This is a genomic window from Streptomyces sp. NPDC021562, assembly GCF_040640875.1.
Classification (GTDB): Bacteria; Actinomycetota; Actinomycetes; order Streptomycetales; family Streptomycetaceae; genus Streptomyces.
In genome coordinates this window covers 114,021-129,093 of sequence record NZ_JBFACN010000007.1, presented here as the reverse complement: position 1 = coordinate 129,093, position 15,073 = coordinate 114,021, and the positions used below count along the sequence as shown (strand labels likewise).

Below are 15,073 nucleotides of genomic sequence, written 5' to 3'. Positions count from 1 at the left end.
GGTTCAGCCCGCCGCCAGCGGCACCGCCGCCAGCAGCAGGCCCGCGCCCAGCAGGGCCATCGAGCCGCGCAGCCAGCGGTACTTCGCCGAGAGGATCACGCTGACGTCCTGGAACTGGGTGAGCAGCCAGCCCACCGGGTCCGCCCCGGCCTCGGCGGCGGCACGGCGCAGCGTCTCCCGGTCGACGCCGCCCAGCGCGTCGGCGTAGAAGGTCGGGCCGGGTGCGGAGCGGACCGTGCGGGTGCGGGGCACGATCACCGCGAGCAGCAGCAGGGTGCCTGCCGCCCAGAGCGCCCCGCCCGCCGCGAGCAGGGCGAGGGCGATGCCGGAGACACCGGCCGGCGTCCCTCCGCCGAGCACCAGCGCCGGTACCGCGACGGCTCCCGAGAGCAGGACGGACGCCTTCACGTCCGCCCTGCCCAGGTCCTCGCGCACGGTCAGCAGCAGCCGTTCGGCGACGTAGTGCGCGGCGGCGTCCGCGGGGTCGGCGGGGACGTCCGGGTTCATCGGCGGGCCTCGGGGCTGGAGTCGTCCTCCACCCCCGTCCCCTCGCCGGGAACGGCGTCCGTCGGGGAGACCGGCGGGGCCGGCGGGATCGGCGGGATCGGCGGCGGCGCGTCGGCCGGAAGCAGCGGCGGCGCGGGCGGCATCGGCGGTATCGGCAGGGAGGTCGGGGCCTGCGGGAGCCCCTGGGGGAAGACGCCGGTGGAGACCGTACGGCTGTACTCGATGAGGGCCTGCACCTGGTCGTCGATCTGGTGGCGCTGCACCACGCCCTGGTTGATCAGGTTGGTGAGGTAGTCCAGGGCGCCCTTGCGCTGTTCGCGGGCCTGCTGCTGGAGGACGCCGAGGATCTCGTGGGCGCGGCTCGGGTCGGCGGCCAGCATGTGGGCGTACTGGACGGTCTCGCCCGCGCTGATCAGCTTCTGCGCGTCGTCGAGGTTGGCGGCGATCCGTGCCTTGTTGACGGTGTCGATGGCCTCCTGGACCATGCTGCCCTTCTCCACCGCGACCATCTGGGCCTGGTGGTCGGCGGCCGCCTGACCGAGGTCGATGCGGACGAACACCTGGGTGGCCAGGCCGAGTTCGGCGCCGAAGTCGCTCCACCGGCCGCTGGCCAGCTCGTCCTGGATGGCCTCGTCGACCTGCTGGGCCGAGTCCAGGCTGTAGCGGCGGCTGAGCCCGCGCAGCCGGGCCTCCAGCGAGGGCCTGAGCATCCGCTCCACGTCGACCACGCGCTTCTCGGCGGCGAGGTAGAAGTCGTGCACCTCCCAGTTGACGTCCGCGCCCGCCCGGAACCGGGACCGGTCGCCGTAGGTGGGCAGCTCCAGCTGGAAGGAGACCTGGTGCTGGCCCCGGGCGATCCAGCACACCGAGGTGGGCTTGCCCATCAGCGGCTTGTTGACGTGCTCGGCGCCGCGGACGGTGATGACGCTGTAGCCGCCGTTCTTGTAGTAGAGCACCGAGGCGACCTGGCTGTTGCGGTGCCGGTAGGCGGCCTGCGGGGCGAACTCGCGGACGAAGGGACCTCTGAGGTCGTGCGGAAGGACGAACTCCTGGTCCTGCGGGGGCCATTGGTTGTAGGTCATGATGCGCTCGCTCCCTGGACCGCCCCCCACAGGCGGCGGACCTGCTGTTCGTTCAGTGGTTGGTCGGGGTCTTCGGTGAGTTCCTTGATGAGCGCCAGCAGCCGGTTGCGGTCGTCGTGGCTGTGCACGAGCAGCGGCAGGAACCGCTCCAGCCGGTCGGCCCAGGGCTGGTCGGCGGAGCCGCGCAGCCAGTCGGACACGGTGTCGACGGCCGCCTCGTAGGACCGTGGGGTCTGCAGGGCGGTCCAGAGCAGCCCGGCGAGTTCCGGGGCGAGGGCGGGCCGTACCTCGGCGAGGGCGAGCATCAGCGGCCAGTCCCCGTGGCCCTCCAGGTCCTCGTGCGGGTTCCAGAGGTCGCTGACGGGCAGGCCGGCCAGGTAGACCGTGGTCTGCAGGCCGAGGTCCTGCTGGGGCCTGCGGGCGTCGGAGAGCCAGGCCCGGATCCGGCGCAGGGTCTGGCCCTCGGGGTGGGCACCGGCGAAGTGGGCGACCTGGACCGCCGCGGCGGAGCGCAGCTTGCCGTCGTCGCGGACGCCGATGCCGCCGAGCAGGTCGAGGGAGTCGCGGACGCTGTCGGTGGCCCGGCCCCGGCCGAGTACCGCGCCCGCGGTCCAGCGCAGTTCCTCGTCACCGTACCGGGCCCAGGAGCCGACCAGGGCGCGGATGGCGGGGCCGACCTCCGGTGAGCCGAGGGCCACGTCGAGGACGGTCGCGGCGAACAGCCGGCGCGGGGCCCGCTCGGACCGGGCCATCGGCGTGACCAGTTCGTGCACGGTGTGGGAGAGGTCGAGGCGGCACAGATGGCCGGCGGCGACGGCGGCCCGGACCCAGACCTGGGGCCGGGTGTCCTCGCAGAGTCCGGCCAGCCAGCGCAGTACGGGTCCGCGGGCGTTGTGCCGGTGCTGCCACAGGTGGCCGAGGACGGCGGGGGCGAGGGCCTCGCCGGCGAACCGCACGGTGCGCACCGGCACCTCCTCGGTGCCGACCTCCTCCGTGCCGAGTTCGGCGACCGCGCGGGCGGAGACCAGGCGGGCGTCGACGCCGTCGCTGAACAGCGGGCGCCCGGGGGTGGCCTCGGGGTCGACGGTGACGGCCAGTTCCCAGGCGAGCACCTCGGCGGCCTCGGCGACGGCGCTGAGCGACGCCCCGTCGAGGACGGCGACGGCGATCCGGTAGGCCGCGTCCCGCAGCCGCTCCGGGGTCTCGGAGCGGATGCCGCCCGCGAACCATTCGGCGGCCTGGTTCTCGGCGAACCTCCGGCATTCGTCGAGGAGTTCGTCGTGGCTGAGCTTGCCCTGGGTGTGCCGGGCCAGCAGGGTGGCGAAGCGGGCCGCCTCCGCGGGCCGCAGGTCGTTCAGGCCCCGCGCGGCCAGGACGTCGGGGTCGAGCGCCGTCGCCCGGGCACGCTCGTAGTCGGGTCCCGGGCCGTCGAGTTCGAGGGCGAGGTGGCCTTCGAGCACGGCGGTCTGGGCGGCCGGGGTGTGGGCGCGGTAGTAGCGGGCGCCGCGGGCGAGCACGTCACCCGGTTCGGGGGTGGCGAGCAGGACCGCGTAGGCGTCGTTGCGGCCGAGCAGTTGGCAGAGCCGGTCCAGGCCGGTCTCGTCGGGCAGCGCGGTGCCGGGTTCCAGCGCGTAGCCGTGGCCGCCGCGGATCTGGTCGTCGTCGAGCTTGTCCAGGTCGGTGCGCGGGTCGAGCCGGGAGACCTGGCCGCCGGTCAGCCTGTCGAGGAGGGACAGCGCGGTGTAGGCGCGGCCGGTGCCGGGCTGGCCGAACAGCACCAGGAGCCTTCCGGTGCCCAGTTGGTCGAGGTAGTCGTCGTAGTCCGGGGGCTGCGTGAAGACCTTGCGGAGCCGGAGCAGTTGGTCCTCCGGCAGCGGGCCCGCGAGCACGCGCTCCGTCGTCTGCCGGCCGTAGAAGTTCATGGTGCCGACGGAGCCGGAGCTGACCAGGGTGCCGGATCCGTACTGGCTCACGGTCGAGCGGTAGACGCGGGAGGCGGCGGCCGCGGCGCCGGGGAGCGCCTCCTCGCCGAGCGGGTCGGCGGCCGAGCCGCCGATGACGTCGGCCTTCTCCGGCTCGGGTGCGCCGGCGGGCTCGGCGCCCTGCGGCTTGTCCGGATCGGCCTTCTGCTGCGGCTGCTGCTGGGGTTGGGGGGAGGCCGGGGGCGGCTGGGGGGCCTGTGCGTTCACCGGCCACCGCCGTCGGAGAAGTTGATGGTGTCGATGGTGCCGCCGACCACGATCCGCCCGTTCCCATGCTGATGAACGTTCTGCACGACCCGCTCCCCACCGACACCACCGTCCCCGGAGGCCGGGGGATTGGCGGACGCCGCAGCACCGGCGGAGGCCGGGGAATCGGTGGGCGCCGCAGTATCGGCAGGCGCCGGACTACCGGCGGGGGCCGGGGAGTCGGCGGGGGCCGGGGAGTCGGCGGGGGCCGCGGCACCGGCGGAGGCCGGGGAATCGGTGGGCGCCTCAGTATCGGCAGGCGCCGGAGTACCGGCAGGCGCCGGACTACCGGCAGGCGCCGGACTACCGGCGGAGGCCGGGGAGTCGGCGGACGCCGCAGCATCGGCGGAGGCCGGGGAGTCGGCGGGCGCCGGAGCGTCGACGGAGGCCGGGGGCTCGGTGGCGGTCGGGTCGGCCTGGTGTGGTTCGGGGGGTTCGGGGCGGCCGGGGACCATGAACCAGGCGGTGGTGCGGCCCTCCTTGAGGTCCACGTCGTGCCGGCGGTAGTGCCCGGGGTCCACCCAGCGTCCGCCAGGCAGGATGAAGTCCTCGTGCACCCGGTCGGAGGCCGCCACCACCAGGGGCGCCCCGTCCGCCGCCTTGAGGATCGCCTTCGTGACGGTGCAGTCGGCCAGCCGGCAGGCCAGGTCGACGGCGCGCCCGGAGCGCCCGTGGGCGTCGGCCGTGACCCGCCCGATGTGCAGGCCGACGCGCAGCCGCAGCGGCTTTCTGAGGTGCTGGTTGGTCTCCCGCAGGTTCTGGTGGAGGTGTTCGATCCACTCCCCCACCACCCGGACGGGCGGTACGTCGGGCGTCAGCACCCCGAGGATGCCGTCACCGCGGTCCTCCTGGTAGAGCCGCGGCGGGCGGATGCCGGCCCGTTCGAACGCGGTGCCCGTGACGTCGTAGAGTCTGCGCCGCATCTCGGGTTTCTCGGTGTCGGACAACAGGCCCGAGCCCTGTGCGTCCACGTTGACGATGAAGCCGTACGCGGCTTCCCCCTCCATCGCTTTCTCCTCCCTGCGTCCCGCCGGGCTCCCGGCCGCCTGGCTGCGATGGTCGCGGAGCCGGCCGGTCGTCGCTGTAGCCGTTTACACAGCACGGGACTCGGTGTTCTCAGGTCTCGTGCGGTTGTCCGGCGGCGAGCAGGCGGAGCGGGTCCAGGTCGGCCACGGCCAAGGTGCCGGGGCCGGTGCGGACCAGACCCTGCTCCCGTAACAGGCGCAGCGCCTTGGCGACCGCCTCGCGGGTGGAGCCCACGGACGCGGCCAGTTCGTGCTGCGCGAGGGGCAGCCGTATGGTCACGGCCTCACCCTCCTGGTGGCCGGCCCGGTCGGCGAGCTCGACCAGGCGCTCGGCGAGCCGTTGCAGCACGGTCATGGAGGCCAGCGCCCGGCGCTCGTGGTCCGCGCTGCGCAGCCGCTCGGTGAGCTGGATCGTCATCAGCGCGTTGGCGTGCGGCCGGGCGGCCAGGAACCGGCGGAACCGCTCTCCCGGTACGACCAGACCGGTCACCTCGCCGAGGGTGCTGATGGAGGCGCTGCGCGGACGGCCGTCCAGCGCGGCCATGTCGCCGACGACCTCACCGGCCCTCCTGAGGGCCAGGATCAGCCGGCCGCCGCGCTCCGTCGGCGTCCACACCGTGCACCAGCCGCTGAGCAGGACCACCGCGAACGTGGTGCGGTCACCCTCCGAGACGACCGTGTCGTACGGCGGGTACTCGTGCCGGGTGCCCAGGGCCGCCAGTGCCTCGCGGTCCCCCGGACCCAGACCCCCCATGAAGGTATGCCGCTCTCCGAACAGCCCCACCGTCGTCCCCCGACCGCTCGCCCCCGAACCGGATCACAAGCGGAACCCCAAGGGCCCCTCGGATCCGTGTCCGCCCGGCGCGTCTCCCGCCAGGCAAGGATCTCAGCGTAGCGCTCTGGGCACCGTATGTGTCCGCTGTTACCGGAACGAGCCCGAACCCACTGCCGGCCGTCCTGCGGCGGTCCCGCCGGGGTCAGACCACGGGGCCGTCCCCCGGTTCCTCCTGGTAGGAGTAGCGCTGTTCCTTCCAGGGGTCGCCGATGTTGTGGTAGCCGCGCTCCTCCCAGAAGCCGCGGCGGTCGGCGGTCATGTACTCGATGCCGCGGACCCACTTGGGGCCCTTCCAGGCGTACAGCTGGGGCACGATCAGACGCACCGGGAAGCCGTGCTCGGCGGTGAGGAGTTCGCCGTCCTTGTGGGTGGCGAAGACGGTGCGCTCGGCGGCGAAGTCCGCGAGGCGCAGGTTGGAGCTGAAGCCGTACTCCGCCCAGACCATCACATGGGTGACGTCGGGGGCGGGCGGCGCGAGCTCCAGGACGGTCCGCGCCCGGACGCCGCCCCACTCCGCGCCGAGCATGCTGAACTTCGTCACGCAGTGCAGGTCGGCGACGACGGTGGTGTACGGCAGGGCCGTGAACCGCTCGTGGTCCCAGGTGTGGGCGTCCCCGTCGGCGGTGGCGCCGAAGACCCTGAACTCCCAGCGCTCGGGCCGGAACTTGGGCACCGGGCCGTAGTGGGTGACGGGCCAGCCACGCTGGAGCCGCTGACCCGGCGGAAGCCCGGAACCTGCGGCTTCACTGGACGCGCGCCCCACCGGATGACCCATGCCCTCCATCCTGACAGACCGCGGGCGGTGCACCGGACCAGACGAACCCTCCGAAGATCACCAAAGGCCTCGAATCCCGCCAAGAGCGGACTTACCCACTAAGTACGCACTTACTGGACGATCTTCTGCGCCGGTGCAATCATGCGCCGCAAACATCCCCATCCGTCCGGTACGGAACCCATGCGGAAGGAGCCTCTGCGATGCAGGGCGACCCCGAGGTCATCGAATTCCTCAACGAGCAGCTCACCGGCGAGCTCACCGCGATCAACCAGTACTTCCTGCACGCGAAGATGCAGGAGAACTTCGGCTGGTACAAGCTCGCGAAGTACACCCGGCACGAGTCGTTCGACGAGATGAAGCACGCCGAGGTGCTCACCGACCGGATCCTGTTCCTGGAGGGGCTGCCCAACTACCAGCGGCTGTTCCACGTGCGCGTGGGACAGACCGTGAAGGAGATGTTCGAGGCGGACCGGCAGATCGAGGTGGAGGCGATCGACCGGCTCAAGCGCGGGATCAAGGTGATGCGCGAGAAGGGCGACATCACGTCCGCGAACATCTTCGAGGACATCCTGGCCGACGAGGAGCACCACATCGACTACCTCGACACCCAGCTGGAACTGCTGGAGAAGCTCGGCGAGGCGCTCTACCTCGCGCAGCTCATCGAGCAGCCCGAGAGCAGCTGACTAGGCCGCCTCGTCCAGCCCCGTGAGTGCCGGGCGGCCCTGGTCGGCGAGTTCCCGGCGGGGGCAGGCGCCACGGCCGAGGATCGACTGGATGCGGCGCACGCACGACCCGCAGTCGGTGCCCGCCTTGCAGGCGGAGGCTATCTGGCGGGGGGTGCAGGCGCCGTCCGCCGCGTGCTGCTTGACCTGGGCCTCGGTGATGCCGAAGCAGCTGCAGACGTACACGCGGTTCCACCTCCCTGCGGGACGGTCATTCCTCCTGCCACCCCGCTTTTCGGTGAGGCAAACCTAACCTTACCCATCGTCCGGGAACCGCAAAAGCGCGAGGGGCGCGGATCAGGTGTGATCCGCGCCCCAGAGCAGTCGCTCAGCACGCTCACTGGTCCCGGTACATCTCCGCCACCAGGAACGCCAGGTCGAGGGACTGGCTGCGGTTCAGCCGCGGGTCGCAGGCCGTCTCGTAGCGCTGGTGCAGGTCGTCGACGAAGATCTCGTCGCCGCCGCCCACGCACTCGGTGACGTCGTCACCGGTGAGTTCGACGTGGATGCCGCCCGGGTGGGTGCCGAGGGTCTTGTGCACCTCGAAGAAGCCCTTGACCTCGTCGAGCACGTCGTCGAAGCGGCGGGTCTTGTGACCCGAGGCCGCCTCGAAGGTGTTGCCGTGCATCGGGTCGGTCACCCACGCCACCGTGGCCCCCGACGCGGTGACCTTCTCGACCAGCTCGGGGAGCGTGTCGCGGACCTTGTCGGCGCCCATCCGGACGATGAAGGTCAGCCGGCCCGGCTCGCGGTCCGGGTCGAGGCGGTCGATGTACCGCAGCGCGTCCTCGGCCGTCGTGGTCGGGCCGAGCTTGAGGCCGATCGGGTTGCGGATCTTCGAGGCGAACTCGATGTGCGCGCCGTCCAGCTGCCGGGTGCGCTCACCGATCCACACCATGTGCCCGGAGACGTCGTACAGCTTGCCGGTGCGGGAGTCGACCCTGGTCAGGGCGGACTCGTAGGCCAGCAGCAGCGCCTCGTGCGAGGAGAAGAACTCGACGGTCTTGAACTCCTCCGGGTCGGTGCCGCAGGCCCGCATGAAGTTCAGCGCGTTGTCGATCTCGCGGGCGAGCTGCTCGTAGCGCTGGCCCGACGGGGAGGACTTCACGAAGTCCTGGTTCCAGGCGTGCACCTGGCGCAGGTCCGCGTAACCGCCGGTGGTGAAGGCACGCACCAGGTTCAGCGTCGAGGCGGACGCGTGGTACATCCGCTTGAGCCGCTCGGGGTCCGGGATCCGCGAGGCCTCGTCGAAGTCGAAGCCGTTGACGGAGTCGCCGCGGTAGGTCGGCAGCGTCACGCCGTCGCGGGTCTCGGTCGGCTTGGAGCGCGGCTTGGAGTACTGGCCGGCGATCCGGCCCACCTTGACCACGGGCACCGACGCCGCGTACGTCAGCACGGCACCCATCTGGAGGAGCGTCTTCAGCTTGTTGCGGATGTGGTCGGCCGACACCGCGTCGAAGGCCTCGGCGCAGTCGCCGCCCTGCAGGAGGAACGCCTCGCCCTTGGCGACGGCCGCCATCCGGGCGCGCAGCTGGTCGCACTCGCCCGCGAAGACGAGCGGCGGATACGACTCCAGCTCCGCAACGACTGCGCGCAGAGCCTCGGGGTCGGGGTACTCGGGCTGCTGCGCCGCGGGCAGGTCTCGCCAGGTGTTGCCAGCGCTCGCGCTGGTCTTAGCGTTCACGGTCACCTCGTAAACATTACGGGGTCGTGTCGCCATATTTTCCTCCGGCTCGACTGGTGAGACACCGCGCTTGTCCTGTGGACAGGGCGGGTGGTGGGGTAGGGTTTCCGGCATGTTCGCGCACTCGACCCAGAACTGGTGGTGGACCGCTTCTCCGGCGGCCCACTGACTGCGCGTACGCACGACTTCGCGAAGGCCGCCCGAGGGGCGGCCTTCGGTGTTTCCGGGGTCGTTCCTCTCCCACCTGCCAGAGGACCGCAGAGGAACACCATGGACCTGACCCAGTTGCTCCACGACGACCGACCCTTCGCCCTGCTCCGCCGACGCACCCCCGGCCACGACGAGAACACGGTGGAGGTCCTGGTCGGGCCGGTCACCGCCCGGGAACGGCTCGCCGACCTGCCGGAGGAGGGCCTCGCCCTGGTGCCGTTCCGGCAGATCCGCGAGCGGGGCTTCGACGTGCGCGACGACGGGACGCCGTTGCTCGTGCTCACCCCCGAGCTGGTGGACCGGGTGCCGCTGGCCGAGGCCCTGGCCGGGCTGCCCGCCCACGACGTGCGCGTGGAGCGCGGCGGCTTCGACGTCGACGACGACGCGTACGCCGGGATCGTCGGCCGGGTGCTGCGCGAGGAGATCGGCCGGGGCGAGGGCGCGAACTTCGTGATCCGCCGGACCTACCAGGGGGAGATCCCGGGCTTCGGGCGCGCCGACGCGCTGGCCCTGTTCCGGCGGCTGCTGGCGGGCGAGCGGGGCGCGTACTGGACGTTCGTCGTGCACACCGGGGACCGGACGCTGGTCGGGGCCAGCCCCGAGGTGCACGTGCGGGCGTCCGGCGGCACGGTGGTCATGAACCCGATCAGCGGCACGTACCGCTATCCCGCCGAGGGCCCGACCCCCGAGCACCTCCTCGGCTTCCTCGCCGACGGCAAGGAGATCGAGGAGCTGTCGATGGTCGTCGACGAGGAGCTGAAGATGATGTGCACCGTCGGGGACATGGGCGGTGTGGTCGTCGGCCCCCGGCTCAAGGAGATGGCGCACCTCGCGCACACCGAGTACGAGCTGCGCGGGAAGTCCTCGCTGGACGTGCGGGAGATCCTGCGGGAGACCATGTTCGCGGCGACCGTGACGGGGTCGCCGGTGCAGAACGCCTGCCGGGTGATCGAACGGCACGAGGTGGGTGGGCGCGGTTACTACGCGGGCGCCCTGGCGCTGCTCGGCCGGGACTCCGGCGGCGCCCAGACCCTGGACTCCCCCATCCTCATCCGCACCGCCGACATCGACGCGCGCGGGCACCTGCGGGTCCCCGTCGGCGCCACGCTGGTGCGCGGCTCGGACCCGGCGGGCGAGGTCGCCGAGACCCACGCCAAGGCGGCGGGGGTGCTGGCGGCGCTGGGGGTACGACCGGCACGGCCGCGGGGTGAGGAGCGGCGCCCCCGGCTGGCGGACGACCCCCGGGTGCGGGCCGCGCTGGACGGGCGGCGGGCGTCGCTCGCCCCGTTCTGGCTGCGGATGCAGGAGCGGACCGGGGAGCTGACCGGGCACGCGCTGGTGGTGGACGGGGAGGACACGTTCACGGCGATGCTCGCGCACCTGCTGCGCTCGGGCGGTCTCGACGTGACCGTACGGCGCTACGACGAGCCGGGGCTGCGGGCGGCCGTGCTCGCGCACGCGGGCCCCGTCGTGCTGGGTCCGGGCCCCGGTGACCCGTCCGACCTGCGCGATCCGAAGATGCGGTTCCTGCGGGAGCTGACGGCGTCCGTGGTGCGCGAGCACCGGCACGGGGTGCTGGGCGTCTGCCTCGGGCACGAGCTGATCGCGGCGGAGCTGGGACTGGAGATCGTCCGCAAGGAGGTCCCCCACCAGGGGGCGCAGACCACCGTGGACCTGTTCGGGCGCCCGGAGACCGTCGGGTTCTACAACAGCTTCACGGCCCGCTGCGACGAGGACGCGGCCCGTGAGCTGGCGGCGCACGGGGTCGAGGTGAGCCGGGCGGCCAACGGCGAGGTGCACGCCCTGCGGGGGCCACGTGGTGCCGGAGGCGCGCTGAAAAACGCAGTCGCCGGGGTGCAGTTCCATCCCGAGTCGGTGCTCACGCTGAACGGGGTGAGCGTGGTGCGCGAGCTGGTCGCCGGGTTGCGGGGCGCCCGGACGCTCCCCGAGCGGCGTCCTGCCCGGTAGCCGAGGACGGGTCCGGGGCCGTACGCCGGTACGGCCCCGGAATCCGGCGTCAGCCGAAGAACACCCCGGCCTCCTCGTACAGCTTCGGGTCGACGGTCTTCAGCTTGGCCGTGGCCTCCGCGATCGGCACCCGGACGATGTCGGTGCCGCGCAGCGCGACCATCGTGCCGAAGTCGCCGTCGCGGACGGCGTCGATGGCGTGCAGGCCGAAGCGGGTGGCCAGCCAGCGGTCGAAGGCGCTGGGCGTGCCGCCGCGCTGGATGTGCCCGAGGACGGTGGTCCTGGCCTCCTTGCCGGTGCGCTGCTCGATCTCCTTGGCCAGCCACTCGCCGACCCCGGAGAGCCGGACGTGCCCGAAGGAGTCGAGGGACCCGTCCTTGAGGACCATGTCGCCGTCCTTGGGCATGGCGCCCTCGGCGACGACCACGATCGGCGCGTAGGAGGCCTTGAAGCGGGAGGTGATCCAGGCGCACACCTGGTCCAGGTCGAAGCGCTGTTCCGGGATGAGGATGACGTTGGCGCCGCCCGCGAGACCCGAGTGCAGGGCGATCCAGCCGGCGTGCCGGCCCATTACCTCGCAGACCAGGACCCGCATGTGGGACTCGGCGGTGGTGTGCAGCCGGTCGATGGCCTCGGTGGCGATGCCGACGGCGGTGTCGAAGCCGAAGGTGTAGTCGGTGGCGGACAGGTCGTTGTCGATGGTCTTCGGTACGCCGACGACGGGCACGCCGTACTCGCCGGTGAGGCGGGCGGCCACGCCCAGGGTGTCCTCGCCGCCGATCGCGATCAGCGCCTCGACCTCCAGCTTGGCGAGGTTGTCCTTGATCCGGCGGATGCCGTTCTCCTGCTTGAGCGGATTGGTCCGGGAGGAGCCGAGGACGGTGCCGCCGCGGGGCAGGATGCCGCGCACGGCGGGGATGTCGAGGCGGACGGTGTCGCCTTCGAGGGGTCCGCGCCAGCCGTCCCGGAAGCCGACGAAGTCGTAGCCGTACTCCTGCACGCCCTTGCGGACGACGCCCCGGATGACGGCGTTGAGCCCGGGGCAGTCGCCGCCTCCGGTCAGTACTCCGACCCGCATGGAAATGTCCCTTCGCCGCGGTTGCCTGGTGGGGCTCACGCTAGTGGTGATCCAGGTCACACAGGGATGGGCGGGAAGGGCAATTCCGGTGAATCCGTGGGCGGTTGGTTTACTTGCCGTCAAGCGCGAAGATCACATCAGCTGTGGATCATTCGTCGTCGAGGCCGCGCTCTATGGCATACCGGACCAGTTCCACCCTGTTGTGCAACTGGAGTTTGCCGAGGGTGTTCTGCACGTGGTTCTGGACCGTGCGGTGCGAGATGACCAGACGCTCCGCGATCTGCTTGTAGCTCAGCCCCTTGGCCACCAGCCGCAGCACCTCGGTCTCCCGGTCGGTCAGCCGGGGCGCGTCCGGCCGGCCGGCGTCCGCCGAGGGGGCCGGTTCGGAGGCCAGCCGGCGGTACTCGCCGAGGACCAGCCCGGCCAGACCGGGCGTGAACACCGGGTCCCCGACGGCGGTACGGCGCACCGCGTCCAGCAGCTCCTCCGTCGACGCCGACTTCAGCAGGTAGCCGGTCGCGCCGGACTTCACCGCCTCCAGGACGTCGGCGTGCTCCCCGCTCGCCGACAGCACGAGCACCCGCAACGCCGGGTTGTGGCCCACGAGTTCCTTGCAGACCTGGACGCCGGGCTTGGCGGGCAGGTTGAGGTCGAGGACGAGGACGTCCGGCGCGGCGGCCTTGGCGCGGCGCACCGCCTGGTCGCCGTCCCCGGCGGTGGCGACCACCTCGAAACCGGACTCGGCCAGGTCCCGGGCGACCGCGTCGCGCCACATGGGGTGGTCGTCGACCACCATCACCTTGATGCTCATCGTCGCTCCGCCTTCCCCGGGGAGACCTTCGGTACCTTCAGCTCCACTTCCGTGCCCTGCCCGGGAGTCGAGAACAGCTCGGCGCTGCCGCCGAGGTCGCGCAGCCGCCCGCGGATCGACTGGGCCACCCCGAGCCGCCCCTCCCCCTCGGCCTGGGCGAGCCGCCCCTCGGGGATGCCGGGGCCGTCGTCCCGTACGGTCACCACGATCCCGTCGGGCTCGTCCTCGACCAGGATCCAGGCCCGCGCCCGCTCCCCCGCGTGCCTGCGCACGTTGTCCAGGGCGGCACCGACGGCGGCGGCCAGTTCCTGCGCCGCGCGCGCCGGCAGCTCCACCGGCGCACCGGGCTCGGCCAGGCTGACCCGGGAGCCGGCGTACCGCGCGAGCAGCGTGCGCAGGTCGACGGGTCCCGACTCGTCCGGCTCCTCGACCAGGCGTACGACCGCGCCCTCCGCCTCGTCCTCCGAGACCCGGGAGGCGGGCAGCAGGCCGCCGGAGACCAGGGTGCGCAGGGCCACCTCCTGCTCCCCCGCCATCCGCCCCAGTTCGGCCGCCTCGCCGCCGAGGACCGTACCGCGCCGCTGCACCATGGCCAGCACCTGGAGCACGCTGTCGTGGATGTCCCGGGCGAGCCGCTCCCGCTCCCGGGTGGCCGCCTCGATCTCCAGGGCGCGGGCGAGGGTGCGCTCGGAGGCGCGGGCCACCTCGACGACGTAGCCGATGGCGATGGAGGCGACCCAGACCAGGATCACGTTGTGCACGGTGTCGCGGGCCGGCTGGCCGCGCTCCATGAGGTTGGCGGCGGCCACCGGCGTGGAGGCGAACGCGGCCCAGCGCCAGCCGCCCTTGAGGGCGTAGGCGAGGACCGAACCCGCCGTCCATATCGACGGCAGCGTGGCTCCGCCGCGGTCGATGTGGCCCTGGGTGACCACCCAGGGGGTCAGCACGATGCCGGTGAGCGCGACGGCGAGGTCCACGGCGAGGAAGCGCCTGGTGCAGGCCGCCGCGCCCTGGACGCGGGGCAGGGTGGCCAGCGTCCAGGCGGTCAGGACGGCGTAGTAGGCGATGGCGACGCCCGGCCGGTCGTAGTCCTCGTAGGCGGAGGCGAACAGGCCGATCGCGTAGAGCAGGGTCAGCACGCGGTAGCCGGTGAGCGCACGCCACAGCGGCTGCTCCACCGACATCCGTACGACACGTTCCCGCTCGGTCATCTCCCCCGGCCCCCCAGTCCCCCTCACGCGCCCCCGCGCCACCGCCCGGTGCTACGACCCGGCGGTCTTCTTCTCCGCCTTCGCCGCGTCCTTCTCCGCCTTCGCGGCCTCCGCGAGCTGCCGCTTGGCGGCGGTCGCGTAGATGTCGACGTACTCCTGGCCGGACAGCTTCATGATCTCGTACATGACCTCGTCGGTCACCGCGCGCAGCACGAACCGGTCGTGCTCCATGCCCTGGTAGCGGCTGAAGTCCAGGGGCTTGCCGATGCGGATGCCCGGACGCATCAGCTTGGGCATCACCTGCCCGGGCGGCTGGATCTTCTCGGTGTCGATCATGGCGACCGGGACGACCGGGGCGCCGGTCGCCAGCGCCACGCGCGCGAGGCCGCCGGGCTTGCCGCGGTAGAGCCGGCCGTCCGGCGAGCGGGTGCCCTCCGGGTAGATGCCGAACAACTCCCCGCGCTCCAGCACCTCTATGCCGCTCTTCACCGCCGCCTCGCCCGCGCCGCGCGCCCCGGAGCGGTCCACCGGGAGCTGGCCGACGCCCTTGAAGAAGGCGGCCGTGAGGCGGCCCTTCACGCCGGGCGTGGTGAAGTACTCGGCCTTGGCGATGAAGGTGACCTTGCGGTCGAGCACCGCGGGCAGGAAGAACGAGTCCGAGAAGGACAGGTGGTTACTCGCCAGGATCGCCGGGCCCTCGGACGGGACGTTCTCCAGGCCCTCCACCCAGGGCCTGAAGGTGACCTTGAGCGGTCCCCCGATAGCGACCTTCATCGCGCCGTACAACAACCGAGTGCCTCCTGTTTCCGTAGATCAGACCTTAACCCGCGGCGCCGGGAATGGCCCCGACGACCCTGGTCGGTGTCAGTGCCGTCGCGTACGGTGAAGCACATCGGAAGTCGTCGTTTCCACCTCCCGCAGTTCCCACCTCACGCAG

Annotated in this window: 15 protein-coding genes; 3 read left to right on the top strand and 12 right to left on the bottom strand. The window is 72.3% G+C overall.

Features of this window, described 5'->3' with window-relative positions:
* Positions 1-3: 3 nt before the first annotated feature.
* From AB0G52_RS13090 to AB0G52_RS13065, 6 genes are all read right to left on the bottom strand, one after another.
* The gene (locus AB0G52_RS13090) at positions 4-507 is read right to left on the bottom strand and encodes a Pycsar system effector family protein (protein WP_132886295.1); all 504 of its coding nucleotides are present in this window, start codon (positions 505-507) and stop codon (positions 4-6) included.
* A complete protein-coding gene (locus AB0G52_RS13085; RefSeq protein WP_361336330.1) occupies positions 504-1,589 on the bottom strand; it encodes a hypothetical protein in 1,086 nt (361 codons plus the stop codon). Before AB0G52_RS13085 ends, AB0G52_RS13090 begins: the two co-directional genes overlap by 4 nt.
* Complete coding sequence (locus AB0G52_RS13080; protein WP_361336328.1) at positions 1,586-3,778, bottom strand: hypothetical protein; 2,193 nt, start codon at positions 3,776-3,778, stop codon at positions 1,586-1,588. Before AB0G52_RS13080 ends, AB0G52_RS13085 begins: the two co-directional genes overlap by 4 nt.
* On the bottom strand, positions 3,775-4,824 hold the full coding sequence (locus tag AB0G52_RS13075) for a hypothetical protein (RefSeq protein ID WP_361336326.1): 1,050 nt from the start codon (positions 4,822-4,824) through the stop codon (positions 3,775-3,777). Before AB0G52_RS13075 ends, AB0G52_RS13080 begins: the two co-directional genes overlap by 4 nt.
* 109 nt (positions 4,825-4,933) lie before the next feature.
* A complete protein-coding gene (locus AB0G52_RS13070; protein ID WP_165939223.1) occupies positions 4,934-5,596 on the bottom strand; it encodes a Crp/Fnr family transcriptional regulator in 663 nt (220 codons plus the stop codon).
* A 223-nt stretch (positions 5,597-5,819) separates the two neighbouring features.
* Positions 5,820-6,452 (bottom strand): sulfite oxidase-like oxidoreductase, encoded by a 633-nt coding sequence (locus AB0G52_RS13065; protein WP_132886299.1) that lies wholly within the window; start codon positions 6,450-6,452, stop codon positions 5,820-5,822.
* A 200-nt stretch (positions 6,453-6,652) separates the two neighbouring features.
* Between AB0G52_RS13065 and bfr the strand changes: the two genes are divergently transcribed.
* Entirely contained in the window at positions 6,653-7,135 is a 483-nt protein-coding gene (bfr, locus tag AB0G52_RS13060; RefSeq protein ID WP_132886300.1) for a bacterioferritin, read from the top strand.
* Here the strand turns inward: bfr and AB0G52_RS13055 are convergent, their stop codons facing one another.
* Both AB0G52_RS13055 and AB0G52_RS13050 read right to left on the bottom strand, forming a co-directional pair.
* Positions 7,136-7,360: a (2Fe-2S)-binding protein gene (locus AB0G52_RS13055; protein WP_132886301.1), complete on the bottom strand. Its 225-nt coding sequence runs from the start codon at positions 7,358-7,360 to the stop codon at positions 7,136-7,138. It lies immediately after the preceding gene.
* Between the two features lie 151 nt (positions 7,361-7,511).
* Positions 7,512-8,864 (bottom strand): class II 3-deoxy-7-phosphoheptulonate synthase, encoded by a 1,353-nt coding sequence (locus tag AB0G52_RS13050; RefSeq protein ID WP_132886302.1) that lies wholly within the window; start codon positions 8,862-8,864, stop codon positions 7,512-7,514.
* 106 nt (positions 8,865-8,970) lie between these two features.
* On the opposite strand from AB0G52_RS13050, the gene AB0G52_RS13045 reads away from it, so the two are divergent.
* Both AB0G52_RS13045 and AB0G52_RS13040 read left to right on the top strand, forming a co-directional pair.
* Entirely contained in the window at positions 8,971-9,027 is a 57-nt protein-coding gene (locus tag AB0G52_RS13045) for a trp operon leader peptide (RefSeq protein ID WP_071659820.1), read from the top strand.
* A gap of 101 nt (positions 9,028-9,128) precedes the next feature.
* Entirely contained in the window at positions 9,129-11,036 is a 1,908-nt protein-coding gene (locus AB0G52_RS13040; protein ID WP_361336322.1) for an anthranilate synthase family protein, read from the top strand.
* Positions 11,037-11,085: 49 nt separating this feature from the next.
* Here the strand turns inward: AB0G52_RS13040 and AB0G52_RS13035 are convergent, their stop codons facing one another.
* From AB0G52_RS13035 to AB0G52_RS13020, 4 genes are all read right to left on the bottom strand, one after another.
* Entirely contained in the window at positions 11,086-12,114 is a 1,029-nt protein-coding gene (locus AB0G52_RS13035; protein WP_132886305.1) for a 6-phosphofructokinase, read from the bottom strand.
* A 148-nt stretch (positions 12,115-12,262) separates the two neighbouring features.
* Positions 12,263-12,925 carry a response regulator transcription factor gene (locus AB0G52_RS13030; protein WP_132886306.1) on the bottom strand — a complete coding sequence of 221 codons (663 nt, stop codon included), beginning with the start codon at positions 12,923-12,925 and terminating at the stop codon, positions 12,263-12,265.
* Positions 12,922-14,136, bottom strand: a complete 1,215-nt coding sequence (locus AB0G52_RS13025; RefSeq protein ID WP_361336319.1) for a DUF5931 domain-containing protein — start codon at positions 14,134-14,136, stop codon at positions 12,922-12,924. Before AB0G52_RS13025 ends, AB0G52_RS13030 begins: the two co-directional genes overlap by 4 nt.
* A 51-nt stretch (positions 14,137-14,187) precedes the next feature.
* Entirely contained in the window at positions 14,188-14,910 is a 723-nt protein-coding gene (locus AB0G52_RS13020; RefSeq protein ID WP_361336317.1) for a lysophospholipid acyltransferase family protein, read from the bottom strand.
* Between the last annotated feature and the right edge of the window lie 163 nt (positions 14,911-15,073).